Raw genomic sequence first — 25,017 nt, forward strand, 5'->3', positions numbered from 1 at the left:
TAAGCCTTTAACGATCAGGCACAGATTTGGCGGTAAATCTTATTTTTATTGGGAAAAGGTTTAATCATGCGGCCAAGCCGTGTAAAATTCGAATCGATTTTATTTATCCACCGTTTTTATCTTTTGAGGCTGTGCCTCGATCATAATCTCGCGGTGATATGCTCCATGGTACGGGGCATCACTCCTTAAGGATTTCTTATGCCAATTATCACTTTGCCGAATGGCGATCAAAAACAGTTTGATCACGCCGTATCTGTGATGGACGTTGCACTTAGCATTGGTCCTGGTCTTGCAAAAAATACAGTTGCTGGTCGTGTCAACGATCGTTTGGTTGATGCGTCTGATCTCATCACTGAAGATGCAACACTACAAATCATCACGCCTAAAGACGAAGCCGGTGTCGAGATCATTCGCCATTCTTGTGCGCATTTGGTCGGTCATGCGGTTAAGCAACTGTTCCCAGAAGCAAAGATGGTCATTGGTCCGGTCATTGAGGAAGGTTTCTACTATGACATCTGGATGCCACGTCCGTTTACCTTAGACGACATGGCAGCGATTGAAGAGCGTATGAAAAAGCTCATCGATCAAGACTATGATGTTGTGAAAAAAATGACGCCGCGTGATGAAGTCATTGCTGAATTCACTGCGCGTGGCGAAGAATACAAATTGCGCCTGATCGCAGACATGCCTGAAGAAACACAAATGGGCTTGTACTACCATCAGGATTATTTGGATATGTGCCGTGGTCCGCATGTACCAAATACCAAATTCCTCAAATCGTTCAAGTTGACTAAAATCTCTGGTGCTTACTGGCGCGGTGACGCGAAAAACGAACAGCTACAACGTATTTACGGTACAGCGTGGGCAGACAAAAAACAGCTTGCTGCCTATGTAAAACGTATTGAAGAAGCTGAAAAACGCGATCACCGTAAAATCGGTAAAGCGCTAGACTTGTTCCATATGCAAGAAGAAGCACCAGGTATGGTGTTCTGGCATCCGAACGGCTGGACCATTTACCAGGTTCTTGAACAGTACATGCGTAAAGTTCAGCAAGACAACGGTTATGAAGAAATCCGTACACCGCAAGTGGTTGATTTCACGCTCTGGGAAAAATCAGGACATGCTGCTAACTATGCAGACAATATGTTCACCACGCATTCTGAAAACCGTAACTATGCGGTGAAGCCAATGAACTGTCCTTGTCACGTACAAGTGTTCAATCAAGGCTTGAAGTCATACCGTGATCTTCCTGTACGTTTAGCAGAATTCGGTTCATGTCACCGTAACGAACCATCAGGTTCTTTACACGGCATTATGCGTGTACGTGGCTTTACCCAAGATGACGCGCATATTTTCTGTACCAAAGAGCAGATTGGTCCTGAAGTTGCAGACTTTATCAAATTGACACTGGATGTATACAAAGATTTTGGCTTTGAAGAAGTACAAATGAAGTTGTCGACGCGTCCTGAAAAACGTGTGGGTGATGACAAGCTTTGGGATATGGCAGAAAAATCTTTGGCAGATGCTTTAGATGCTGCGGGTCTTGAGTGGGAGCTTCAACCAGGTGAGGGCGCATTCTACGGTCCGAAGATTGAATTCTCTCTGAAAGACTGCTTAGGTCGTGTCTGGCAGTGTGGTACCATTCAGTGTGACTTTAACTTGCCAGAACGTTTAGATGCGTCTTATGTCACTGAAGATAATGACCGCGATCAGCCAGTAATGTTACATCGTGCAATTCTTGGCAGTTTCGAGCGTTTTATTGGTATACTGATCGAACACTACGCAGGCTTCATGCCACCTTGGTTGGCACCAATGCAAGCATGTGTAATGAACATTACCGATTCTCAAGCTGAGGCATGTGAGTCAGTCGTCGCAAAACTTAAAGAAAACGGTATCCGTGCAATTTCTGACTTGAGAAATGAGAAAATCGGCTTTAAGATTCGTGAACGTACATTAGAGCGTATTCCTTACTTACTGGTACTTGGGGACCGTGAAGTAGAGGAAGGTACCGTAAACGTGCGTACCCGCTCAGGAACAAATTTGGGTACTATGTCAATCGATGCTTTCGTTGACCTAGTAAAAGCAGCCGTAGCCGAACGCGGCCGGTACATTGTGGAGTAACAGCGATTAAACAGCCTGACCGTAATCAACAGGGCGGTAACAAATCAAACCGTCCTGCCTTGAATGATGAAATTCGTGCGAAAGAAGTCCGTCTTGTAGACGAAAATGGTGAGCAGAAAGGGATTGTAAGCTTAGCTGACGCCCTACGCGCAGCAGAAAGTGTTGAACTTGATCTTGTTGAGATCGTAGCAAACGCTGAGCCACCAGTATGTAAGATCATGGACTTCAACAAGCATTTGTTTGATCTTAAGCAAAAGCAGAAAGAAGCGAAGAAAAAACAACATCAAGTCCAGGTGAAAGAAATCAAGCTACGCCCGGGTACTGATGTTGGTGATTACAACGTAAAACTACGTGCAATCATCAAGTTCCTTGAAGAAGGTAACAAGGTGAAAATCACGCTTCGTTTCCGTGGTCGTGAAATGGCGCACCAACAGTTGGGTCTAGCTCAATTGCAAAAAATTGAAGCTGACGTGGCTGAATTCGGTACTGTTGAGCAGATGCCGAAAATGGAAGGCCGTCAAATGGGTATGCTACTTGGTCCTAAAAAGAAAAAGTAAGCACTCATTAAGCGAAAAAAGCCCTGCATATGCAGGGCTTTTTTTATGCTCTAAAGTTCCAGGCACTTTGTATGGCCTGCATAATCTGTTGAGCTTGCGGGCGGGAAAACATCGACAGCTGAATCCGGAAAAATCCAAGACAAATTTGATTTATTAGACCGGATTGATGCAATTTAAAATCCAAAGTGCCATCACGTTGACTAATCACATGCGCTGGCATGTTATAGAGCCAGCGTTTGAGGTGCGCTTTGAGAGAATCATAGCGCGGATTCAGAAAACTATACTGTACGGAATGTCGTTTTAAGCACAGGCTGATGCGGAAACCGGCCAAAGTATAATAAATGGCTTGTGAGGTTATTTTGAGTTTGGTTCCCAGCATAAGCAGCGAAAGACCAAGAAAGCCGCCAATATAAATATAAAAGTCAGGAGACTCCTGCCATAAAAATAATAGTCCTTGGGAAAAACTGGAATTGCTACGCACACTGCTGAAATAAAAAATGCTGAATATTCCGACCGGATAACAAAACAGCAAATATCCCGTAGTGCGCATGATCGGACTAGCTTGATGAAACAGGGTATTTTCTGGCGCATTCATGGTTTATTTTTATGATCAGAAAGCGTATTGCCTCCATGAGCTTAGGTAATCTCTAGCCAAAAAGAAAGGCCCTTTCGGACCTTCCTTTGCGTACTTAATCAAGCTTATTCCACTGATTTTTCATCGTTTGCAATGAGCAGTTTATTGCCAATCGGGATTTGACGCGGCAATTTTTCTTCTGGAATAATGCGCTGCAAGTCGATGATCAATAAACCATTTTCATAGTCTGCCTGCTGTACCTCAATATATTCATCCAGACGTAAAGACAATTTAAATGCACGTCGTGCAATGCCTTTATGCAGGAATTCGATAGTGTCATTGCTCTGGTTTTCAGGCTTGCCTAAAATAGTCAGCAACTTATTTTCCAGACGAATGTCGAGTTCTTCCTGACGAAAACCCGCAGTTGCCACCACGATGCGGTAATTATTCTCACCACGCTTTTCGATATTATACGGTGGGTAATTCGGTGCATCGCTTTGCATGGCATAGTCAATAAAGTCATTCAAGCGATCAAAGCCAATACTACGACGAAATAATGGATGAAGATTTAAGTTACTCATGATTAGAACCTTCTCACTAAAGCAAAGTTATAAAAACAAGAAAATAAGATCTGTCATGTCAGACATCAACAGCGCATAAGATTGACGCAATCCTTATGCAGAAATAAATATGTGTTTGGAGCTGAAATTTTCAAGATCAAAAAGAAAAAAATATATAAATTTTTAATAAGATTTTGATATTTATTGAAAAATAATTTTAAAATGCAGACTTGTTGTTTCTTTCTAAATCCTCTATGTTGAGTACATCGTCGCATAGTAAAAGTGCAGGGAGTATTAGAAGAAAATGATCGATTTATATTATTGGGGCACCCCCAACGGCCATAAAATTAGTATTGCTCTAGAAGAAATGGGGCTGGAATATCAAATTATTCCCATCAATATTCTGGAAAATGACCAGTTCCAGTCCGATTTTCTGGCTATTTCTCCCAATAATAAAATCCCGGCAATTGTTGATCAGGATGGGCCACATGGCCGCGCCATTTCAATTTTTGAGTCAGGTGCGATCTTGCAATATCTGGGTCGCAAAACAAGTCTGTTTTATCCAGCCGATGAAGTGAAGCGTATTCAGGTCGAACAGTGGCTGATGTGGCAAATGGGCGGTTTGGGGCCGATGCTCGGGCAAAATCATCACTTTAGCCGTTTTGCACCTGAGCGGATTGCTTATGCCACAGAGCGCTATGTCAATGAAAGCAAGCGTTTATATGGGGTGTTGAATAAACAGCTGGTCGGGCAGGAGTATGTGGCTGGCGAATACTCGATTGCAGATATGGCCATTTTCCCTTGGTTATTACGGCATGACTGGCAGCAGATCACTCTGGAAGACTATCCTGAAGTTTCCAAATATATCGATCGTTTGAATGCTCGTCCTGCGGTTCAGAAAGCGTTGGCAATACAGGTCAGTTAAGCGTCTGCCTTTATGTTAAAATAGCCTTAAGCAAATAAAGCCACCCTTACGGTGGTTTTTTATTGGATGGATATATGAACGATTTTCTTCTGAACTTTACCAAGATTGTTGAAAGTAATACCCGAATTTACTGGAGCATTCTTTTCGGCATTGCTGCATGTTTAGTGCTGTATGTTGCTGAAATTGTGCATATCGATCAGGTGATTGCTGCCCTAAATACCAAAGATCAGCAGATTCTCCGTGCTGCAATTGCACCGCTCAATGAGCAGTATAAGTGGGCGCGGATCATGGCGATGGTGACGGCAGTCGTTTGGTCCAGTTGGGAATACAGTAAAGCCAAGAAAAAAATGGGCTTAAGCCATTAATGCTGTAATGAGCCTATTTTTACTGTTTCTGTCGGCCTTTGGTGCAGCGACCTTACTACCTTTACAGTCTGAAGCGGTTTTGCTGGGGCTTTTAGTGCAGAACAAGCAGCATGCAGTGCTGTTAATTGCCGTGGCCAGTCTGGGCAATATTCTGGGGTCTTGTGTGAACTGGTATCTGGGTCTCAAGATTGAACATTATAAAAATAAAAAGTGGTTCCCGGTTTCAGCAGATAAGATGCTCAAGGCGCAAAAGACCTATCAGAAATATGGTTACTGGTCTTTACTGCTGAGCTGGGTGCCTATCATTGGTGATCCGATTACCCTGATTGCGGGACTATTAAAAGAAAACCTCGTCCGTTTTCTGCTGATGGTCAGCATCGCTAAAATTGGACGTTATCTGTTTGTCTATGCGGCCTTTGCCATGTTCTAAACTTGAAAATAATTTTCCTGATTCAGTCTTGGATATTTTTCCAGACTGAAATCCTAAAATCATTCTTTAAATTCGCTTATTGGGTGAAGATACTTTTGTTTTAAACAAAGATGCTTTAGAATACTCGCTCCCTTACCTGCAGGTCGTTTTGTAATGGTGCAAACGAGCCGAACAGGTGTTCAAAAGAGGTTGTTATGCCTAAGATGAAAACTCGCCGTGGTGCAGCTAAACGCTTTAAAGCGACTGCTAACGGTTTTAAGCGTAAACAAGCGTTCAAACGCCACATTTTGACCAAAAAATCTGCTAAGCGTATTCGTCAATTGCGCGGCTGTGTAATGGTTCACGTAAGTGACGTTGCTTCAGTTCGTCGTATGTGCCCGTACATCTAAGGAGATTATAAATGGCTCGTGTAAAACGTGGTGTACAGGCTCATCGCCGTCACAAAAAAATTCTTGCTCGCGCTAAAGGTTACTATGGTGCTCGTTCACGCGTTTACCGCGTAGCGTTCCAGGCGGTAATCAAAGCTGGTCAATATGCTTACCGTGACCGTCGTCAGAAGAAACGTCAATTCCGCGCTTTGTGGATTGCACGTATCAATGCTGGTGCTCGTCAAAATGGTTTGTCGTACAGCCGTATGATCGCTGGCTTGAAAAAAGCTCAAGTGATTATCGACCGTCGCGTACTTGCTGACATCGCTATGCATGACGCAGTTGCGTTTGCTGCTTTAGCTTCTAAAGCTAAAGATGCATTGGCTGCATAAGTCTTTATGACTTGAAAAAAGACCGCCATTTGGTGGTCTTTTTTTTATGCTTAAATAAAAGTAATCATTTTAAATATTATTTAAAAATCAGTATTGTAAATCTTATATTTTTTAGTTATTGTGAAATTGAATAATTAAAAATAAGGCTTAAAAATAATGATTCGACTTGCCACTCAACAGGATGTCCTGCCGATTGCCCAAGTGCACGTACAAAGCTGGCGTGAAAGCTATAAAAACATCATCAAACCAGAAATTCTCGATGAGTTGAGTGTAGAACAAAGAGCCACTTTGTGGCGTTCTGTGCTTGAACAGGAAAATCGACGGGTATTTGTCTATGAAGAAGATGCTCAGGTGCTCGGATTTGCTGCTTTCAATTTTCCGGTAGATGCGCCAACCAGTGAATTGAGAGCACTTTATTTGCTTCAAAATATTCAAGGTCGCGGCATTGGACGTGATTTGGTTCAATTGGGTTTAGGCTTAAGTCGAGAAAAATCCTACCAGCATATGCAATGCAGCGTATTGAACCTGAATTCCAGTCGTTATTTTTATGAAAAGACCGGCGCCTATTTTGTCAGTGAAGGAGATGCCAGTGATCTGGGCGAAAATCTTAAAGACTTATATTATCAATGGAATCTCTAACTTTTAATCCATCCGGATCATGGAAAATAATTTAGTGCTCGAGCTAACATCAGTGACAAAAATATAGGGCAGGGTGAAATCCAGTTATGTGATCGATGGTAATTATACGCGTAGCATTCCGGTCAAATGGGCGGAGATTGATACCGTGATCTGGCTAGATTTATCCTTTTATCTCAATATATCCATCGGTCAATCAAGAGAGCATTTCCGGGCGATCAGCAAATAACAGCTTTGGCTTATTCAAACAATGCTGAAATTTTCAGGCAGATGCTTCACCTCAATTTTATAATAGGTTGTATGATCAAAACTCATCACAAAAATCGTCAGTATTACTTCAAGCTGATGTCTGCTCCTGAGTATCAACATCTCCATTGAATTCTGCCCGGGATGTTCAATCTTTTCTGGTAAAATGTTAAAGGCCGAAATAGTAGCCAATCAGACAGATAATCACGGTAATCACAATTAAGGTCAGCACATTTGCAGACGAACTGGATTTTCCTGGGGCCTGAGGTTTTTCTGCTTTAGAAATTTTTGGTGAACGATCTTCAGTACTCATACCGATAAATGGATCAGGTGCAACTTTAGGGGTAAGCTGTGCTGTTTTATAGTGGTTGGCGACTTTGCTAATGAATTTAGCACTTAAATCATCAATTTTTTGCGAAAAATGTCGCAGATTGAGTTGTTGCTCCGGGCTGAGTACTTCGCCATCTGCACGATAGGGATGCTGGATTTTCGTTTGAATAAAGTCATTTAAGGCGTCTAGGCGGTACAAAGTCTGGTGAGCATAATCCGCTGAATAGTCAGTGGGAATTAAGGCTAAATGACTTTCGCTATCGGCCTGAATGGCAGGTATGGTGCCGTAATAAGGCAAATTGGTATATGCCGGCTCAGTAAAATCTTGGGCAAGGCTACTTTCAAACAGTTCATGATCGGTATAGGCCTGAATATCATCCCAGTTTGGGGCTTCCAGATCGACATCAATGCGTTTGGCCAGTTTAGGATTTAACTCATAACACCAGAATGTTTCATGGCGTAAAGGGGATTGCTGTGATTTAGGTGCTTCATAATCATTGTCTGCACTGTACCATTCAGGTAGTTCTTTGCCGATAATCCAGGCAGTTTTGGTTTTGGCACCATGACTGACAATAAAATGTGCCAGTGGTAATAGCTCAACATTGGCATTCGGATTTTTTTCATCAACCAGTAAATCAGAGCGATGCAAGCTAAGGCGACGCACACCTTGTTTTTTCAGGCCTTCCAGCCAGATCTGGAAATGCTGGGCCAGCAGATGTTGTGACATCAGATCCCGAAAGGCAAACTGATGCTGATTAAAAATGGAATGTTGAATCCAACGATTGAAACTCAGGTCCTGAGTCAAATACTCATTGCCGTAAGTGACGAGGGTCAGTTGCTGTTTCCAAATTTGATCGAGTGCCATAGTGATTTGATCTGATTGATATTGTGTTTATCTTATACTTTTTATATTTAATCATGCCAATCTAATTTTCCTTAAAACGCATCTTCATCAAAGTGTCTAAAAACTGTTAGAATGTGGGGTTTTTAAAATATTTTTTAACCTGTTGCTTTGAGAGTTACTATGTCACTGGAAGCCCTGACCACTGAAGCGCTCGCTGCGATTGCAGCAGCTCAAGACCTTGCTGCACTTGATCAAGTACGAGTGCAATTTACGGGGAAAAAAAGCCAGCTCGCGGAACAATCTAAGTCGCTTGGTAAAATGGATCCCGAAGAACGTAAAGTCTTCGGCGCACAAATCCATGCTGTACGTGAAACTATTACCGCTGCATTGACCTCACGTCAGGCAGAATTGCATAAAGCTGCCCTAGAACAAAAACTGGCAAGCGAAACCATTGATATTACTTTACCAGGTCGTGGCCAACAGGTGGGCAGTATCCATCCGGTGACCCAGGTGCAAGAGCGTATTTGCCAGTTCTTTACCAAGGCAGGTTTTACGGTTGCAACAGGTCCTGAAGTTGAAGATGACTACCACAACTTTGAAGCACTGAACATTCCGGGTCATCACCCGGCGCGTGCCATGCACGATACCTTCTATTTTGATGTGAACCATTTGCTGCGTACGCATACGTCTGGTGTGCAGATTCGTACCATGGAAACACAGCAGCCACCAATCCAGATCGTGTGTCCGGGCCGTGTTTACCGTTGTGATTCGGATCAAACCCACTCACCGATGTTTCATCAGATCGAAGGTTTATACGTGGCTGAAAATACCAGCTTCGCGGAACTTAAAGGTTTGCTGATTAACCTGCTGAACGAATTCTTCGAAAAAGATTTGAAAGTACGTTTCCGTCCATCTTATTTCCCGTTCACCGAGCCGAGTGCGGAAGTGGATATTATGGATGAACGCGGTCGCTGGTTAGAAGTATTGGGCTGCGGTATGGTGCATCCGAATGTGCTGCAAGCTGCTGGCATTGATCCTGAAAAATACAAAGGCTTTGCTTTTGGTCTGGGTGTTGAACGTTTTGCAATGCTTCGTTATGGCGTGAATGACTTACGTATGTTCTTCCAAAACGATGTGCGTTTCTTACGCCAGTTTGCTTAAAACTTTTTAATAATCCTCTCCTAACCTCTCCTTTTAAAAAGGAGAGGGACTCCGCGAAATAGATGGAGTCCTCCCCCTTTGGAAAATGGGGGGCAGAGGGGGATTCTAGAGATTTGAATTACAGGTTTTATATCAATGAAAATTAGCGAAAATTGGCTACGCACATGGGTCAACCCAGCCATCGATAGCGAAAAACTTTCTGATCAATTGACCATGTTGGGTCTGGAAGTCGATGACTTATCTCCTGCAGCTAAACCCTTTACTGGTGTAGTGGTGGGGGAAGTCCTGACAGTAGAACAGCATCCGGATGCTGACCGTTTACGTGTGACCACTGTCAATATCGGTTCTGGTGAGCCTCTACAAATTGTATGTGGTGCGCCAAACGTACGTGCCGGCATGAAAGCGCCAGTTGCGATCATTGGTGCAGTACTTCCAGGCGATTTCAAAATCAAGAAAGGCAAGCTACGTGGTATCGAGTCACAAGGCATGCTGTGCGGCGCTTCAGAAATCGATTTAGAAGATAAAATTGATGGTTTGTTAGAGCTTCCAGCGGATGCACCAGTAGGTATGAACATTCGTGAATATCTAGACCTTGATGACAACGTGATTGACATCAGCATTACACCGAACCGTGGGGACTGCTTCAGTATTCGCGGGATCGCACGTGAAATTGGTGTGATTAACCAATTGCCAGTAACTGCCCCTGAAATTAAAGAAGTAGCTGCGACTATTAGCGAAGAAAAGAAAGTCGTTGTATCGACTGAAGGCTGCCCACGCTATTTGGGTCGTGTCATCAAGAACGTCAATACCAAGGCTGTGACTCCTGTATGGATGGAGCGTGCATTGGCACGTTCAGGTATTCGTCAGCACAGCATTCTGGTCGATATTACCAACTATGTATTAATCGAGCTTGGTCAACCGCTACACGCATTTGATGGCGGTAAAGTTCAAGGTGCGGTACATGTACGTCAAGCGACGGAAGCTGAAAAGTTAGTTTTGCTCAATGAACAAGAAGTTGAACTCAACGAAAAAGTGATGGTGATTGCAGATGATGAGAAAGCATTGGCCATTGCCGGTATTATGGGCGGCTTGTCTTCAGCAGTCAGCGATACAACCACTGAAATTTTCCTGGAATCTGCATTCTTCGCGCCACTGCATATTGCCGGTCGTGCGCGTAGCTTTGGCTTGCATACTGATGCTTCTCAGCGTTATGAACGTGGTGTCGATTTTGAATTGCCATTAATCGCTATGCACCGCGCATCACAATTGATTGCGGAACTTGCCGGCGGTGAGTTCGGGCCAATTACAGTTGCCGAAAATGCAGCATTATTGCCAACACGCGACGCAATTGAGTTGAATCAAGCACAAGTCGATCAACTGCTGGGTTATAGTGTTGACTCAGCGTTCATTACTGATGCTTTAAGCCGTTTAGGTTGTGAAGTTACAGTAAAAGCAGAAGGCGAGTGGTCAGTGGTACCGCCATCACATCGTTATGATATGGTGATTTACCAAGATTTGATCGAAGAAGTGGCGCGTATTCACGGTTATGACAATATTCAAATCAGCCTGCCTGTGATTGATGTGAAGCTGGCGAAATACCAAGATCAGTTTGAATTGGGCCAACTCCGTCAAACCGCGGTAACTTTAGGTTACCAAGAAGCGATCAGCTTTAGCTTCGCAGACCTAAAGCTTGAAAAGCAACTTAATTCCAGTGTGAATCCATTAGTATTAGCCAATCCAATTTCAAGTGATTTGGCAGTGATGCGTTCAACCTTGCTATCTAGCCTTATTCCTTGTGTTCAGTACAATGTCAACCGCCAGCAAAGCCGTGTACGTTTCTTTGAGCTCGGTCTGCGTTTTGACTATCAAGAAGCCAGCAGCATCCATGATTTAAAACAGATTCCAACTTTTGCATTGATTGCGACTGGTTCACGTCATGCTGAATCTTGGCATGTGAAACCCGCTGCAATGGACTTCTTTGACTTTAAGGGTGATGTAGAAGAAATTTTGGCTGCTGGTCGTGTCAAAGTAGAATATGTGCGTTCAGAGCGTAGCTGGTTGCATCCAGGACAATCCGCAGAAATTCTCGTGAATGGTCAATCAATTGGTTACTTGGGGCGTTTACATCCCTCACTTGAAGACGAACTTGATCTAGCAACCACATGGGTAGCAGAATTGGATCAAGCGGCTGTTTTGCAAACTTATGTATCTAATTTTACAGAATTATCACGTTTTCCATCGGTTCGACGTGATATTGCGCTTTTAATTAGTGATAAGATTAATGTTAGCGAAATTCAGGGACTTATCGAAAAAACAGGCGGAGAGCTTTTAGACTCAACTTGGTTGTTCGATGTGTACACTGGACAAGGAGTAGAAGAAGGGAAACGCTCACTGGCATTTGCACTTCTCTGGCAGCATCCAAGCCGTACACTGGAAGATGCTGAAATTAAATCAGGTATGGATAATATCCTTCAAGTGTTAGAAAACACTTACCAAGCGACATTGAGGGCTTCATGACAGCACTAACTAAAGCAGAAATGGCTGATCATTTAAGTGAGCTCACGAGTTTAAACCGTCGTGAAGCAAAACAAATGGTTGAGTTGTTCTTCGATGAGATTAGCCAGGCGCTCATCTCAGGCGAGCAAGTAAAACTTTCGGGTTTTGGTAATTTCGAGTTGCGTGATAAGCGTCAACGTCCGGGCCGTAACCCGAAAACGGGTGAAGAGATTCCGATTTCTGCACGCCGTGTGGTCACCTTCCGTGCCGGACAGAAGTTCCGTCAACGTGTGGGAAATGAGCAGGTCAACTGATCTGCTTTTTTAAAAACTGGGATCAATATTGTTAAGTTCCAGTTTTTAAAATAAAAAAAGAGAGCCAAAGGCTCTCTTTTTTTTGTACTGAATAATCTAAAAGATTATTGAGCAGCAGCTTCAGAAGCAGCAGTAGCGTCAGCAGCAGCGTCAACAGCAACAGCAGCAGCAGCGTCAGCTTCAGCAACAGCAGCAGTTTCAGAAGCAGCAACTTCAGAAGTAGCTTCTACAGCAGCAGCATCAGCAGCAGCTTCAGCTTCAGATGCAGCTTCTACAGCTTCAGATGCAGCTTGGTTAGCGTCAGCAGCAGCGTCGTCAGCTTTTTTAGCACAACCAACGAAAGCTAGAGTAGTAGCAACTGCAGCAGCAATAGCGATTTTTTTGAATAACATGGCATCACTCTCTAAAAATTGAGATTAAAAAAAACCAAAGTTAGTCTGTTAAGTGCTTTTATTGTTCCTAATTGTGTTAGGGACTAACAACGCAGGAGCAGTCTAACTGGTCTGCAAATATGCTATCACTGCGCATTTTTAATTGCTACTGGCAATGATCAAAAAAGTACGGAAAAACGATAAAAAATAAGAAGTTTTTAACAGAAAATAACAATGGAATGAAAGATTTAGATTGGAGAAAGGCTTATTAAATACTTAAAAGTTATACAATTTTTAATCTGAATATTTTATTAATCAAAAACTTAAAAATAAGTTTACATAAATCAGGCTTCATTGTTTCATTCTGTAATTTATGTCAACCTAAAAAAGGCCACCACTTAGGTGACCTTTCATTTGAAATTTTAATTTGAAGCTTTGCGTTTCATCTGATCAAAGAAATCATCATTGGTTTTGGTTTCTTTCATACGATCTAGTAAGAATTCCATTGCCGCCAACTCATCTTGAGTATGCAACAGCTTGCGCAGAATCCAGACTTTACGCAGATTGTCTTCCGACATCAGGCGTTCTTCACGACGAGTACCAGATTTCTTGATGTTCATCGCAGGGAACACGCGTTTTTCAGCAATGCGACGATCAAGGGTAATTTCCTGGTTACCTGTACCTTTGAATTCTTCATAAATCACTTCATCCATTTTACTACCGGTTTCAATCAGGGCAGTAGAAATGATGGTCAGTGAACCACCTTCTTCGATATTACGTGCAGCACCGAAGAAACGTTTAGGGCGTTCTAAGGCATGTGCATCCACACCACCAGTCAGTACTTTGCCTGATGAAGGAATCACAGTGTTATAAGCACGTGCCAGACGGGTAATCGAGTCAAGCAAAATCACCACATCTTTCTTGTGTTCAACCAGACGTTTTGCTTTTTCAATCACCATTTCAGCGACTTGAACGTGACGTGCAGGAGATTCATCAAAGGTAGAAGCCACGACTTCACCACGAACCGTACGCTCCATCTCAGTCACTTCTTCTGGACGCTCATCAATTAGAAGAACGATCAGAATAACTTCAGGATTATTGCGAACGATGGACTGTGCAATGCTTTGCAGCAGCATGGTTTTACCTGCTTTCGGCGGAGCCACAATAATTGAACGCTGGCCTTTACCAATCGGTGCAACTAAGTCGATCACACGGGTGGTTAAATCTTCAGTGGTGCCATTGCCCAACTCCATCACCAACTGTTCAGTCGGGAATAATGGCGTCAAGTTTTCAAACAGAATCTTGTTACGTGAATTTTCAGGTGTGTCGTAGTTAATTTGATTGACTTTAAGTAAAGCAAAATAACGTTCGCCTTCTTTCGGCGGGCGAATGGTGCCAGTAATGGTGTCGCCAGTACGGAGGTTAAAACGACGAATTTGAGAAGGGCTGACATAGATATCGTCAGGACCTGCTAAATAAGAACCTGCGGCTGAGCGTAAAAAGCCAAAACCATCTGACAAAATTTCTAGAACGCCATCACCAAAAATCTCTTCGCCATTCATTGCATGACGTTTTAAGATGGCAAAAATAATGTCTTGCTTACGGTTACGAGCCATACCTTCGAGGCCCATAAACTCGGCAATCTTGATGAGTTCGCCAATCGGTTTTTTCTTGAGTTCGGTTAAATTCATAGGTGGTCAGATAGAATCAAAGTTCTGAGGTACAGGTTAGAAAGGGAGTAACATTCGGCCGCATACCAGCATTCAAACGAAAGCAATTGAATTTGCAAAAGAACAATTCATAGATCTGTTTGAGTGTTTCAAAGAAAAATGTGGAAAACAATTTCTATTGCCGAGCGGCATCTTATGTAATGTGTCTTGTAAGAAATTGACAGGATTTAGGATCCTTTATCTCTTGAGTAGCGAATATAAGAGATAATGCCAGGTTTGTCAATTTATAGCCGAAAAAAATACGCGAGCATGAGTCGCGTATTTTTTACTAAAAATGCTGTGCTTAGATATTGTCATCAATAAATGCAGTCAGTTTAGATTTTGGTGCAGCACCGACTTGAGTCGCAACAACTTCACCATTTTTGAACATCAACAAAGCCGGGATGTTACGGATGTTGAAATTCACAGCAGTTTGTTCGCAAGAAGTTACATCAACTTTCACGATTTTAACTTTGCCTTGGTATTCATCAGCAAGCACTTCAAGTACGGGTGCAATTGCTTTACATGGTGCACACCAGCCTGCCCAAAAGTCCACCAGTACAGGAACGTCTGATTGAAGAACGTCTGCTTCGAAGTTTGCGTCAGTAGTGTTTACGATGTTGCCAGACATGGAATGTGCTCCAGATTAATATTTTAAAGATAACTAATTATTAGTATTACATAGCCATCTTTAACAATGTAGGGGAATCTGTAAATTTTCAATGCTTAATGTTATTTTGTCTAATGGATGATCACGATAGTGATGATCGTGTCTCACTATTATTCCCGATACAAAAAGAATAAGGCATTAAATTGTCGCCACAAATGGCTTTTAAATTGCATGCATGTGAATTACTCTAAGCACAATTCGTTAAAGGTTTATTTCTGGAATGTCTGACTTTTTGATTGATGAAGAATTACTTGCCGCCATCGATATGGGATCAAACAGCTTTCATTTGGCCATCGCCCGTGTAGATCATGGTGAAGTGAAGAAAGTGGCATCAATGTCAGAAAAAGTTCAGCTTGCCGCAGGACTAGACGAAAATAAAAATTTAACCGAAGCCGCACAGCAACGCGGTTTGGCCTGTCTGGCCCGTTTTGTAGGTCGTTTAGGTGCAGTTCAGCCGAACCGATTACGGATTGTGGCGACGAATGCGTTGCGTCAAGCCAAAAACGGCCATGAATTTATTCAGAAAGCCGCAGAAATTTTACCGAAACCGATCGAAATTATTGCCGGTCGTGAAGAAGCCCGTCTGATTTATCTGGGTGTATCGCATACCATGGCCAACAGCGGTCGTCGTTTGGTGGTTGACATCGGTGGCGGTTCAACTGAGCTGATTATCGGTGAAGAATTCGAGCCGATTCATACCGAATCGGTACAAATGGGCTGTGTAGCCTTTACCAAGGCCTATTTTCAGGATGGGGAAATCAGCGCCAAAGCTTTTGATAAAGCAGTCACTGCGGCGCGTAAAGAAATTTCCGGAATTGCCAATACTTATAAAGAAGCCGGTTGGGATGCTGTCGTTGGCTCGAGTGGTACCATTAAAGCCTGCCGCCAGATTTGCGTCAATATGGGCTGGAGCAATGATCGCGAACAGTTGACGCGTGAAGGTTTGGAAAAGCTTAAAGACAAACTACTTAAATATAAATATGTCTCGGACATGGAATTCGAAGGTCTGAAAGATGACCGTCGTGCCGTCTTGCCTGCTGGTATTGCTATTCTCTATGCTGTCTTTGATGTATTGGGAATTGATCATTTGGTCTATTCCGATGGTGCACTACGTGAAGGCGTGATGTATGACTTGCTTGGCCGTTTCAAGCATGAAGATATCCGTGATCGTTCCGTCCATGCCTTGATTGGTCGATATAATGCCGATGCCAAGCAGGCAGAACGTGTGGTTCAGACCGCACAGAAATTGTTTAATGACGTGGCCAGTGAACTCGGGTTGAGTGTTGAAGATAGTGACCTGTTACGTCGTGCCGCCTATCTGCATGAGATTGGTTTGGCCATCAGTCACAGTGGCTATCATCGTCATGGCGCGTATTTATTACAACATTCGGATATTGCCGGTTTCTCGCAAGTTGATCAAAATCATTTGTCACATTTGGTCGCGCACCATCGGCGTAAATTGCGCGCTGATGCCAAGATTGATGTGATGAAAGTCGGTGGATCTAAACTTTTATGGTTATGTTTACTGCTTCGTCTGTCGGTTTTGGTCAATCACAGTCGTAGCGATGAGATGCTTCCTGCCATTGAACTCAAGGTTGAAAATGCGCAACAATGGCAACTCAGCGTGTCTGGTGATGCCAAGCAATGGCCATTACTGGTCGCTGAACTGCACGATGAACAGCAGCAATTTAAAAATTGGGAGATTGAACTCTCGATTCAATCCGAACAGTTTGTTAATTAATACCTTTATAGGGATGAAAACGGTTAACCTATGAAAAATAAAGCAACTCCATCAAAAGCATGGGCGACAGTGCAGATTGCACGTCATCCAGAACGTCCACAATTCCTGGACTATGTGGGTGAAATATTCACTGAATTTGATGCTTTACATGGTGACCGCCTATATGGTGATGATGGCGCGATGATCGGTGGTCTGGCTCGTTTCGATGGTCAACCGGTGATGATCGTTGGTCAGCATCGTGGTCGTAGTACCCGTGAAAAATTACAGCATAATTTTGGCATGAGTAACCCGGAAGGTTACCGTAAGGCACAGCGTCTGCTAGACATGGCAGAGCGTTTCAACCTGCCAGTCTTTACCTTTATTGATACCATGGGTGCTTATCCGGGTGTTGGTGCAGAAGAACGCGGTCAGGCTGAAGCGATTGCCACCAGTCTGGCTCAGCTTTCCAATTTGAAAGTACCTGTGATTGCAACTGTACTGGGTGAAGGCGGTTCAGGTGGTGCACTCGGTATTGGGGTAGCAGACCGTGTGGTGATGCTCTCTCACAGTATTTATTCGGTGATTTCACCGGAAGGCTGTGCCTCAATTCTCTGGAAAACTGCTGAAAAAGCTGAACAGGCCAGTGAAGCTTTGGCCCTGACTGCAGAAAAATTGCAGAAAATGGGTATTGTAGAATATGTGGTGGATGAAGGTGAGGGTGCTCATTTAAATCCGGATCAGGTCATGAACAGCTTGAAAGCAGTGCTGAAAGAAGCTTTGAATGAACTACAACCAATGGAAGCGCAAGCACGATGCGAAGCACGTTACCAACGTTTAATGAAGTTTGGCAGCGACAATTTAGGTCTGGTTTCTTAAAACAGCTGCAGGACTTTCCTGCAGAGACAAAATTTCTCATCGGATGCAGTGGTGGCGTAGATTCTATGTTGTTGCTGCATCTGATGTTTTTTTTATGCTCGGAAAAAATCCGGGCAATCTATGTGGATCATCAGCTGCAAAGTATCAGTAGTGCATGGGGCACTTTTGTTCAGCAGCAGTGTCGGCAACTGAATATTCCCTGTATCATTCAGCCCGTCAATGTCGCCAATGGCAATTTGGAACAGCAAGCGCGCAATTCACGTTATCAGGCCTATCTGCAACATTTACAAGCGGATGAAATGTTGGTGCTGGCACACCATCAACAAGATCAGGCGGAAACCCTAATGTTGCGTTTATTGTCTGGCGCCGGCGTTGATGGTTTAGCAGCCATGAAACAGATCGATATACGTGAAAATCTGACGATTTGGCGGCCACTACTGAATATTTCCCGTGAGCAGATTTGCCAATGGGCATCAGACCTGAATGTTCAGAATATTGAAGATCCGACCAATGCTTATACCTATTATGACCGGGCCTGGGCACGCCAGACGCTGTGGCCGGTATTAAGCGAACGTTATCCTAAAATGCAAGCCGCCTTGGTGCGAACCAGTGAGCTGATGCAGGATGCTCAAGACATTTTACAAGAAGTGCTGCAACAGGATTTAGCATCTTGTGGAACTGAAACGCAGCTCGATCTTGGTAAATTTTTACAGCTTTCAAAATCACGACAACGTCAATTGCTCTCTGCCTGGATGAAAGGTAAAGAACAGTATCGTCCATCTTTAGCGATGGTAGAGCGTTTGCAACGCGAAGTCATTCATGCCAAACAAGATGCTCAGGCGGCATTGCATTGGCAAGGCTTTTACTATGTACGCTATCAGCAGCAATTATATCGTCTGACCGCAGAGACTTATTTAGCTGATCAGCAACAAGTTCAAACTAGCCCGAAAACTATAAAATTTGCTTTAAAAGACAGCGTACAGGTTTTGTCAGGGAAATTTATCATCGCGCCTGCACAGCTCGGTTTATCTCCTGCATTGTTGCAGCAACCTTTGCATTTGCAGCAGCGGCAGGGTGGCGAAAAAATTCATTTATATGGCCGTGTCGGTACCTGGCCACTGAAAAAAGCCATTCAGGAAGCGCAAATATTTCCTTGGGCTCGGCATACTATTCAAATATTAAGCACAGATAATGTTATGCTAGGCGTGTTTACCCCTAAAGGATTTTGGTTGGCCCAATCTGCATATTGTGAAGCAGGCGGATGGCTGCCGATTTCGGTTTCTTCAACTTTAGAACTCAACGACGAGCATTGAACATGAGTGCAGCTTTAAATTGTAATATCTGTTTTATTGGTGGCGGTAATATGGCCCAAGCCTTAATTGGCGGTCTGATTTCACGTGGTTTGCCAGCAACACGTATTACAGTTTCTGATCCGGTCGAAAAAGTCCGTGCTTTATTGGCGGAAAAAGAAATCAATGTGACCGGGGATAATAGCGCTGCAATTCAGGATGCAGATATCGTTGTGTTGGCGGTAAAACCTCAGGTCTTGGCTCAAGTGCTGCAACCTTTAAAAGGTCTGGTTAATAATAAACTGATTATTTCCATTGTCGCCGGTGCGGAAATAGCTACATTGTCAGCATTGTTGGGGACAGAGCGTATTGTCCGGGTCATGCCGAACACGCCAGCATTGGTACAGACCGGAGCACATGGTTTATATGCTAATGCATCTGTAGAAACGAGTGATCGTGAGCTGGCAAGTCAGGTTTTGGCGTCGACCGGGCTGACCATTTGGGTCGAATCAGAAGCACAAATTGATGCAGTCACTGCAGTCTCGGGTTCGGGTCCAGCTTACTTTTTCTATATGATGGAAAGTATGATTCGTGCGGGTAAAAATTTAGGTCTGGATGAAAAAGTTGCAACTGCACTCACCTTGCAGACGGCTTTAGGGGCGGCGCAAATGGCGATTACCAGTTCGAATACGCCCGCTGAGTTACGTAAAAATGTGACTTCTCCAAATGGGACTACACAGGCCGCACTTGAAGTCTTTGATCGCGCCCAGATTTCTCAAAATATTCAGGCGGCACTTGCCGCTGCACAAAAACGCAGTCAAGAACTGGCACAAGAGCTCAGTGAAAGCAGCAAATCTTCAGTTTAATTTTTAGGAACGTTCAAGTATGGGTGCAAATTCTGCGCTAATTTTTGGCATTATCATTAACGTCGCGATTTTGCTCGTATTCTTCCGATTTTTAATGCAACTGGCAGCGGTCAGTCCTTACAATCCTGTGGTTCTTTCTACCGTGAAAGCCACTAAAATTGTAGATGTATTTGGTCGAATTTTCCCAACCTTGGCCAAAGGCCGAGTCAGTACTGCTGCTTTGGCATTATTGGTCGTGCTTTATCTGCTTAAAATTTTTGGCATGATGTATCTGTCAGGGGGGATGCCGAATGGGCCTGTCCATCTGATTATTCTGACTTTTGTCACCATGATGCAGGATTTGATCCGTTTCTGTCGTTATTTGATTTTCGCTACGATTATATTAAGTTGGGTGGTGATGTTTACTCAGTCTCGTTCGCCTTATATTGAAGTCGTGCAAGAGCTGGCTGAGCCTTTACTGGCGCCATTCCGCCGGATTATGCCAAATATGGGGATGATTGACCTTTCTCCAATCTTTGCCATTTTAACTTTAATTATTATCGAAATGATTATGAACCAAGTGGCGATCGTATTGCTTACTGGTCTTTAATCGGATCCAAATAAAAAGGACGCCTCAGCGTCCTTTTTATTTGCTCCTCCCTTTAGAAAAGGGAGGTTGGGAGGGATTTGTTAAACTTGCCAAACCTTGACAAGTTTTAATCGAAGTGCAAGAAGAAGATGGGATTTTAACCTCTCCCTAACCCTCTCCTCTCAGGCATAGGTATCTACACATCTATGAGATACCTAATGCCATTGTGGCTATCTCATTGAGTTCATCTATTGAATATTCCGAGAGCAGTTGAAGAGTGTTCAGTAAAATCGAAAGCCCTGCCAATAAGGCAGGTGCACTTTCCAACCTACCTCTTTTCTGCTGCCGACCTGAAAGACGGGTGAGAAATACACGAATTTTCTGATGGTGTTCATCTTCAGAACGCTGGATTCGCCAAGTTAAAACACAAGCCATACAGCTAATCAGTAACCGCCTTAAAATGGCTTCAGGTCTGGTCTGAAGCCATGCTTCAATATCATGACCTGCCTGCTTGAGCAGCTTGAAATAGCATTCAATTGTCCAGCGCCAGTAATACCAGGTCGTCATCTGTACCGTAGTAATCTCTGATGGAACATTGCTGATTAGTGACCATCTTGCGACGGTCTTATCCTGATCATCTTTCACTACGGCAACAATTAATCTGGCTTCAATCGCACTCCCTGGCTGGGGAGCAACCCGTTGGCCTGAATCGTCATTTCTCTTCGGTTTTGCTGCACGTGTTATCCGGATAGCAGTTTCTCCCACATGCAACATATGCCGGTTTCCTTTATAGGCAATCGGCTGGACCTGCTGCGTTTCTACTCGTTCTGCGGCTTCTGCAACTTTGCATGTTTTGCCCTGATGCTCAATTCGATGGCCTTCTTTCGCCCGAATCAGCCATTTAAAACCCTGGCTGCTCATTTCCCTTAGGTGGGCAATGGAGTCACCTTCACGATCAATGATATGAACACATGTTTTCTCAATGGGATATTGTTCAATCACTTTGATTTGTTCGGTAAGTGAATCTAGATGAGATTTGCGCCCAGCAGAGTGTTGACTGAATGTGGAATAGCAGCCTGAGGCATCTGATAGTGTCTGCGCCAGTGGCGCAATAGGTAGTCCCGAGGCTGCATCAACCAGCAGACTGCTTTGCAATTCATAGCCTGAATCATATTGATGGGTTCTTTGCAGGCGCTGAATTTTATGATGGTGTTTCACATACTGTAGCTGAGACCAGTCATGAACAATCAATGCATATTGATGCGGTGATGCCTTGATCTGTTCACATGCAAGATGTTCAATTGGCTGGTTTAACTGACTAAAAGAGATTTTGTCATTATTCAGGAATCGCCAGACCGCTTGTGTGGTTGCGAAACTCGACTTTTGGGCAGAAGCCAGGTCTTTGATTGCCGGAGCAAGTGAAGCAAGAGGGTTCATATTGAGCTTTACAAGGCTGTTATAGCGCTTGACAAGACGCTGATCCAGGCCAGAGATGTTAAATTGAAGAGCATGCTCTTCAATTTAACGCAAAGTTCAGGAATTGTGTAGATACCTATGCCTGAGAGGAGAGGGAACTTGGATGCTCTTAACCAGTAGTGCTGCTGATTTCCTAAAAATAGAAAAATATGCGTTCAAAACTTGATAGTAGAAAAGATTTTAATATCGCTGCCTGTAGATGAGGATTATAAATTAAAATCCCCTCCATCCCCTTGCGGAATATATTCCTCACCTCCTATAAGGAAGATGGGGTTAAAGGCACATTAATGCGCCTCATCCCAGTTTTTACCTTTACCCACTTCTACCACCAATGGTACAGAAATCTGCAATACCGATTGCATCACTTCTGCCAGTTTAGGTGCGAGTTCATCGGCAATGTCTTCATCGACTTCAAACACCAGTTCATCGTGAACTTGCAGCAGCATTTTGGCCTGATCTTTCGGCAACATCTTGTCGACTTCAATCATCGCCATTTTAATGATATCTGCAGCCGAACCTTGTAGTGGGGCATTAATTGCAGCACGTTCTGCCGCTTTACGCACCATCATATTACGGGCATCGATATCTGGAGTATATAAACGGCGTCCGAGCAGGGTTTCAACAAAACCCTGTTCTAATGCGACCTGACGGGTACGTTGCATATAGTCATAAATGCCCGGATAACGGTGGAAATACTGCTTGATATAATCCTGTGATTCCTGACGGGTAAAACCTAACTGTCGGATCAGACCAAACTCGGACATACCGTAAAGTAGGCCGAAGTTGACGGCCTTGGCCTGACGGCGCTGGTCATTGGTGACATCTTCCAAGGCAATGCCCAAAACTTCCGCAGCCGTACGGCGGTGTACATCCTGACCGTGAATAAAGGCATCTAGCAAGGCTTCATCCTGAGATAAATGAGCCATGAGACGCAATTCAATTTGTGAGTAATCGGCTGCCAGCAAAACACGACCTTCCGGTGCCACAAACGCCTTGCGGATTTGACGGCCAATTTCGGCACGAATCGGAATGTTCTGCAGGTTTGGATCAGTCGATGATAAACGGCCAGTTGCAGTCAATGCCTGATGATAACTGGTATGCACACGGTGGGTATCAGGATTGGCCTGTTTGCATAAGCCATCGGTATAGGTACTTTTCAGCTTGGACAAGCCACGATATTCTAGAATCAGCTGGGCAATCGGATGTTCAATTTTTTCCAGTACACTTTCACTGGTACTGTATTGTCCGGTGGTGGTTTTTTTACCGCCTTTTAGACCCAGCTTTTCAAATAACACTTCACCGACTTGTTTAGGTGAGCTGACATTAAAGCTTTCCCCTGCAATTTCCATGATCTGGTTTTCCAGATTTTGCATGGTGTTGGAGAATTCGCCCCCAAGCTGATCCAGAAAAGCCAGATCCAGTTCGATGCCGTTTTCTTCCATTTGTGTCAGTACACGTGCGACCGGAACTTCAATATTATGCAGAATATTCACCAGTTCAGGGTGTGCCTGCAATTTGCTGCTCAAGACTTCATAAAGGCGATAGGTGACATGTGCATCTTCTGCGGCATAATGTGCTGCAGTTTCAAGTGGAATCTGGTTGAAGGTCTTTTGTTTAGCACCTTTACCGGCCACTTGTTCATAAGTCGTGGTCAGATGACTCAAATACAGACGGGCCACATCATCCATGCCATGACGGGTCGCGACAGAATTCAGGACATAGGAAGCCAGCATGGTATCGAAATACCAGCCTGCCAGATGAATGCCATGATTTTCCAGTACATGTGCATCATATTTTAGATGATGACCAATTTTCTTTACAGACTCATCTTCCAGAATTGGTTTGATCTGCGCCAGAATTACTTCACGATTCAGCTGCTCCGGTGCGCCTTCATAATCATGTGCCAAGGGAACATAATAAGCATCCTGCGCATCGAAGGCGACCGAGAAACCGACAATCTGTGCAATACGATAATCCAAACTGGTGGTTTCGGTATCAAAGGCAAAACGTTTTTCGGTACTTAGGCGCTCAAACAGTGTGTCCCAGTCCTGCTGGCCTAATACTGTGTGGTAGGTCGCTTGACCTAGCTGGTCATCACTGCTGGTCACAGACGCATGGTCTTCCAGAGGTTCTGGTGCTGTAACCGCTTTGGCGTTAATAGATTTTGCCGCCTGCTGGTAGTTTGAATTATTCGGGTTGTTCGGGTGATCTAAGGACTGCAGCTGGTTACGGAATTCCAGCTCGGTGTACAAATGACGCAAGGTCTCGACATTTGGCTCACCCAGTTTTAAATCGTCATAACCAAAGTTAAGATCCAGATCGATCACAATACTGGCCAGCTGATGGTCCAGTGCAATACCATCGACATGTTCTTTAATATTTTGACCGACTTTGCCTTTGATCTTGTCGACATTTTCTAAAATGCCGCCAATCGAGCCATATTCAGTGAGCAGTTTTGCTGCAGTTTTGGCACCTACACCTGGCACGCCCATGATGCCATCTGATGCATCGCCCATCAGGGTCAGATAGTCAATAATCTGATTCGGCCAGACGCCAAACTTTTCAAACACGCCGTCGACATCCAGCGGTTTTTCTTTAAAGCTGTCTTCTAGGGTAACTTTTTCGGTCACCAGTTGCGCCATATCTTTATCGCCCGTAGAGATCAGCACCTGATGTCCCATCGCCTCGGCACGTTTGGCCAGTGTCCCGATAATGTCATCGGCTTCGGCACCTGGCAAGGTATGTAGCGGAATGCCCAAGGCACGGATCAAGGCATGCAGATAAGGAATCTGTTCGGATAATTCCGTTGGCATGCTGGGACGATCACCTTTATAAATCGGTGACAGCTCATGCCGGAAGGTCGGTTCTGGGGTATCAAAAATTACCGCCATATGGGTCGGTTGGGTCCGGCGCATCAGTTTTTGAATAGCAGAAATCGCACCACGAATTGCATTGGTATGTAAACCGGTTGACGTGGTTAATGGTGGCAGTGCGTGAAAGGCACGAAATAAAAAGTAAGAGCCATCGACCAAGACAAATGGTGGCATGTAATCAATTCCTTATTCAAAATACAGCGCTATTGTACGTGATTTTTACCGCGCTCGCTGAGGCGAGTCTGAGTTTACAGCTTAGCGAATATCGGCTGAAGATGAA

At 44.0% G+C, this 25,017-nt stretch carries 24 protein-coding genes; 16 read left to right on the plus strand and 8 right to left on the minus strand.

The genetic code is table 11. The features are described from left to right. Positions 1 to 198: 198 nt before the first annotated feature. Together thrS and infC are read left to right on the plus strand one after the other, a co-directional pair. Positions 199 to 2,121, plus strand: a complete 1,923-nt coding sequence (thrS, locus tag HGD77_RS03185; RefSeq protein WP_004278291.1) for a threonine--tRNA ligase — start codon at positions 199 to 201, stop codon at positions 2,119 to 2,121. Between the two features lie 5 nt (positions 2,122 to 2,126). Then, the gene (infC, locus tag HGD77_RS03190; protein ID WP_071850398.1) at positions 2,127 to 2,678 is read left to right on the plus strand and encodes a translation initiation factor IF-3; all 552 of its coding nucleotides are present in this window, start codon (positions 2,127 to 2,129) and stop codon (positions 2,676 to 2,678) included. Between the two features lie 43 nt (positions 2,679 to 2,721). On the opposite strand, the gene HGD77_RS03195 is transcribed toward infC, so the two are convergent. Further along, positions 2,722 to 3,273, minus strand: coding sequence for a hypothetical protein (locus HGD77_RS03195; RefSeq protein ID WP_138743247.1), 552 nt, complete (start codon positions 3,271 to 3,273; stop codon positions 2,722 to 2,724). Between the two features lie 104 nt (positions 3,274 to 3,377). Further along, positions 3,378 to 3,833 carry an Hsp20 family protein gene (locus HGD77_RS03200; RefSeq protein WP_138743246.1) on the minus strand — a complete coding sequence of 152 codons (456 nt, stop codon included), beginning with the start codon at positions 3,831 to 3,833 and terminating at the stop codon, positions 3,378 to 3,380. Between the two features lie 283 nt (positions 3,834 to 4,116). Between HGD77_RS03200 and HGD77_RS03205 the strand changes: the two genes are divergently transcribed. The 6 genes from HGD77_RS03205 to HGD77_RS03230 all read left to right on the plus strand — a co-directional run bounded on the left by HGD77_RS03205 (position 4,117) and on the right by HGD77_RS03230 (position 6,931). Beyond that, positions 4,117 to 4,737, plus strand: coding sequence for a glutathione S-transferase family protein (locus tag HGD77_RS03205; protein WP_004732952.1), 621 nt, complete (start codon positions 4,117 to 4,119; stop codon positions 4,735 to 4,737). 74 nt (positions 4,738 to 4,811) lie between these two features. Further along, complete coding sequence (locus tag HGD77_RS03210) at positions 4,812 to 5,102, plus strand: hypothetical protein (protein ID WP_004732951.1); 291 nt, start codon at positions 4,812 to 4,814, stop codon at positions 5,100 to 5,102. A 7-nt stretch (positions 5,103 to 5,109) separates the two neighbouring features. Beyond that, positions 5,110 to 5,532: a YqaA family protein gene (locus tag HGD77_RS03215; RefSeq protein WP_004732949.1), complete on the plus strand. Its 423-nt coding sequence runs from the start codon at positions 5,110 to 5,112 to the stop codon at positions 5,530 to 5,532. Positions 5,533 to 5,726: 194 nt separating this feature from the next. Beyond that, the gene (gene rpmI / locus HGD77_RS03220; protein ID WP_004278281.1) at positions 5,727 to 5,921 is read left to right on the plus strand and encodes a 50S ribosomal protein L35; all 195 of its coding nucleotides are present in this window, start codon (positions 5,727 to 5,729) and stop codon (positions 5,919 to 5,921) included. A gap of 11 nt (positions 5,922 to 5,932) precedes the next feature. Continuing rightward, positions 5,933 to 6,292, plus strand: a complete 360-nt coding sequence (gene rplT / locus HGD77_RS03225) for a 50S ribosomal protein L20 (protein WP_004647525.1) — start codon at positions 5,933 to 5,935, stop codon at positions 6,290 to 6,292. 156 nt (positions 6,293 to 6,448) lie between these two features. Next, positions 6,449 to 6,931, plus strand: a complete 483-nt coding sequence (locus HGD77_RS03230; protein ID WP_138743244.1) for a GNAT family N-acetyltransferase — start codon at positions 6,449 to 6,451, stop codon at positions 6,929 to 6,931. 412 nt (positions 6,932 to 7,343) lie between these two features. Here HGD77_RS03230 and HGD77_RS03235 read toward each other — a convergent pair whose 3' ends face one another. After that, on the minus strand, positions 7,344 to 8,369 hold the full coding sequence (locus tag HGD77_RS03235; protein WP_138743243.1) for a hypothetical protein: 1,026 nt from the start codon (positions 8,367 to 8,369) through the stop codon (positions 7,344 to 7,346). 159 nt (positions 8,370 to 8,528) lie between these two features. On the opposite strand from HGD77_RS03235, the gene pheS reads away from it, so the two are divergent. The 3 genes from pheS to HGD77_RS03250 all read left to right on the plus strand — a co-directional run bounded on the left by pheS (position 8,529) and on the right by HGD77_RS03250 (position 12,319). Then, the gene (pheS, locus tag HGD77_RS03240) at positions 8,529 to 9,509 is read left to right on the plus strand and encodes a phenylalanine--tRNA ligase subunit alpha (RefSeq protein WP_004278272.1); all 981 of its coding nucleotides are present in this window, start codon (positions 8,529 to 8,531) and stop codon (positions 9,507 to 9,509) included. Between the two features lie 135 nt (positions 9,510 to 9,644). Then, positions 9,645 to 12,026 carry a phenylalanine--tRNA ligase subunit beta gene (pheT, locus tag HGD77_RS03245; protein ID WP_168730675.1) on the plus strand — a complete coding sequence of 794 codons (2,382 nt, stop codon included), beginning with the start codon at positions 9,645 to 9,647 and terminating at the stop codon, positions 12,024 to 12,026. Next, the gene (locus tag HGD77_RS03250; RefSeq protein ID WP_004278269.1) at positions 12,023 to 12,319 is read left to right on the plus strand and encodes an integration host factor subunit alpha; all 297 of its coding nucleotides are present in this window, start codon (positions 12,023 to 12,025) and stop codon (positions 12,317 to 12,319) included. Before pheT ends, HGD77_RS03250 begins: the two co-directional genes overlap by 4 nt. A 104-nt stretch (positions 12,320 to 12,423) precedes the next feature. On the opposite strand, the gene HGD77_RS03255 is transcribed toward HGD77_RS03250, so the two are convergent. From HGD77_RS03255 to trxA, 3 genes are all read right to left on the minus strand, one after another. After that, complete coding sequence (locus HGD77_RS03255; protein ID WP_004647530.1) at positions 12,424 to 12,711, minus strand: hypothetical protein; 288 nt, start codon at positions 12,709 to 12,711, stop codon at positions 12,424 to 12,426. 401 nt (positions 12,712 to 13,112) lie between these two features. Further along, the gene (gene rho, locus HGD77_RS03260) at positions 13,113 to 14,381 is read right to left on the minus strand and encodes a transcription termination factor Rho (protein WP_004278267.1); all 1,269 of its coding nucleotides are present in this window, start codon (positions 14,379 to 14,381) and stop codon (positions 13,113 to 13,115) included. A 322-nt stretch (positions 14,382 to 14,703) separates the two neighbouring features. Continuing rightward, positions 14,704 to 15,030 carry a thioredoxin gene (gene trxA / locus HGD77_RS03265; RefSeq protein WP_004278266.1) on the minus strand — a complete coding sequence of 109 codons (327 nt, stop codon included), beginning with the start codon at positions 15,028 to 15,030 and terminating at the stop codon, positions 14,704 to 14,706. A gap of 259 nt (positions 15,031 to 15,289) precedes the next feature. Between trxA and ppx the strand changes: the two genes are divergently transcribed. The 5 genes from ppx to HGD77_RS03290 are packed head-to-tail and all read left to right on the plus strand — an operon-like array spanning position 15,290 to position 20,409. Further along, entirely contained in the window at positions 15,290 to 16,810 is a 1,521-nt protein-coding gene (gene ppx, locus HGD77_RS03270) for an exopolyphosphatase (RefSeq protein WP_004278264.1), read from the plus strand. A gap of 30 nt (positions 16,811 to 16,840) precedes the next feature. Continuing rightward, positions 16,841 to 17,665 carry an acetyl-CoA carboxylase carboxyltransferase subunit alpha gene (locus HGD77_RS03275; RefSeq protein WP_004278263.1) on the plus strand — a complete coding sequence of 275 codons (825 nt, stop codon included), beginning with the start codon at positions 16,841 to 16,843 and terminating at the stop codon, positions 17,663 to 17,665. After that, complete coding sequence (tilS, locus tag HGD77_RS03280; RefSeq protein WP_138743241.1) at positions 17,602 to 18,978, plus strand: tRNA lysidine(34) synthetase TilS; 1,377 nt, start codon at positions 17,602 to 17,604, stop codon at positions 18,976 to 18,978. The genes HGD77_RS03275 and tilS overlap by 64 nt, the downstream gene beginning before the upstream one ends. A gap of 2 nt (positions 18,979 to 18,980) precedes the next feature. Then, on the plus strand, positions 18,981 to 19,820 hold the full coding sequence (gene proC / locus HGD77_RS03285; RefSeq protein ID WP_004278260.1) for a pyrroline-5-carboxylate reductase: 840 nt from the start codon (positions 18,981 to 18,983) through the stop codon (positions 19,818 to 19,820). Between the two features lie 19 nt (positions 19,821 to 19,839). After that, positions 19,840 to 20,409, plus strand: coding sequence for a YggT family protein (locus tag HGD77_RS03290; protein ID WP_004278259.1), 570 nt, complete (start codon positions 19,840 to 19,842; stop codon positions 20,407 to 20,409). Between the two features lie 183 nt (positions 20,410 to 20,592). Here the strand turns inward: HGD77_RS03290 and HGD77_RS03295 are convergent, their stop codons facing one another. Both HGD77_RS03295 and polA read right to left on the minus strand, forming a co-directional pair. Beyond that, positions 20,593 to 21,825 (minus strand): transposase, encoded by a 1,233-nt coding sequence (locus tag HGD77_RS03295; protein WP_168730676.1) that lies wholly within the window; start codon positions 21,823 to 21,825, stop codon positions 20,593 to 20,595. A 323-nt stretch (positions 21,826 to 22,148) separates the two neighbouring features. Continuing rightward, a complete protein-coding gene (gene polA, locus HGD77_RS03300) occupies positions 22,149 to 24,911 on the minus strand; it encodes a DNA polymerase I (RefSeq protein ID WP_138743240.1) in 2,763 nt (920 codons plus the stop codon). Between the last annotated feature and the right edge of the window lie 106 nt (positions 24,912 to 25,017).

It is taken from the genome of Acinetobacter sp. NEB149, assembly GCF_012516415.1.
GTDB lineage: Bacteria > Pseudomonadota > Gammaproteobacteria > Pseudomonadales > Moraxellaceae > Acinetobacter > Acinetobacter lwoffii_V.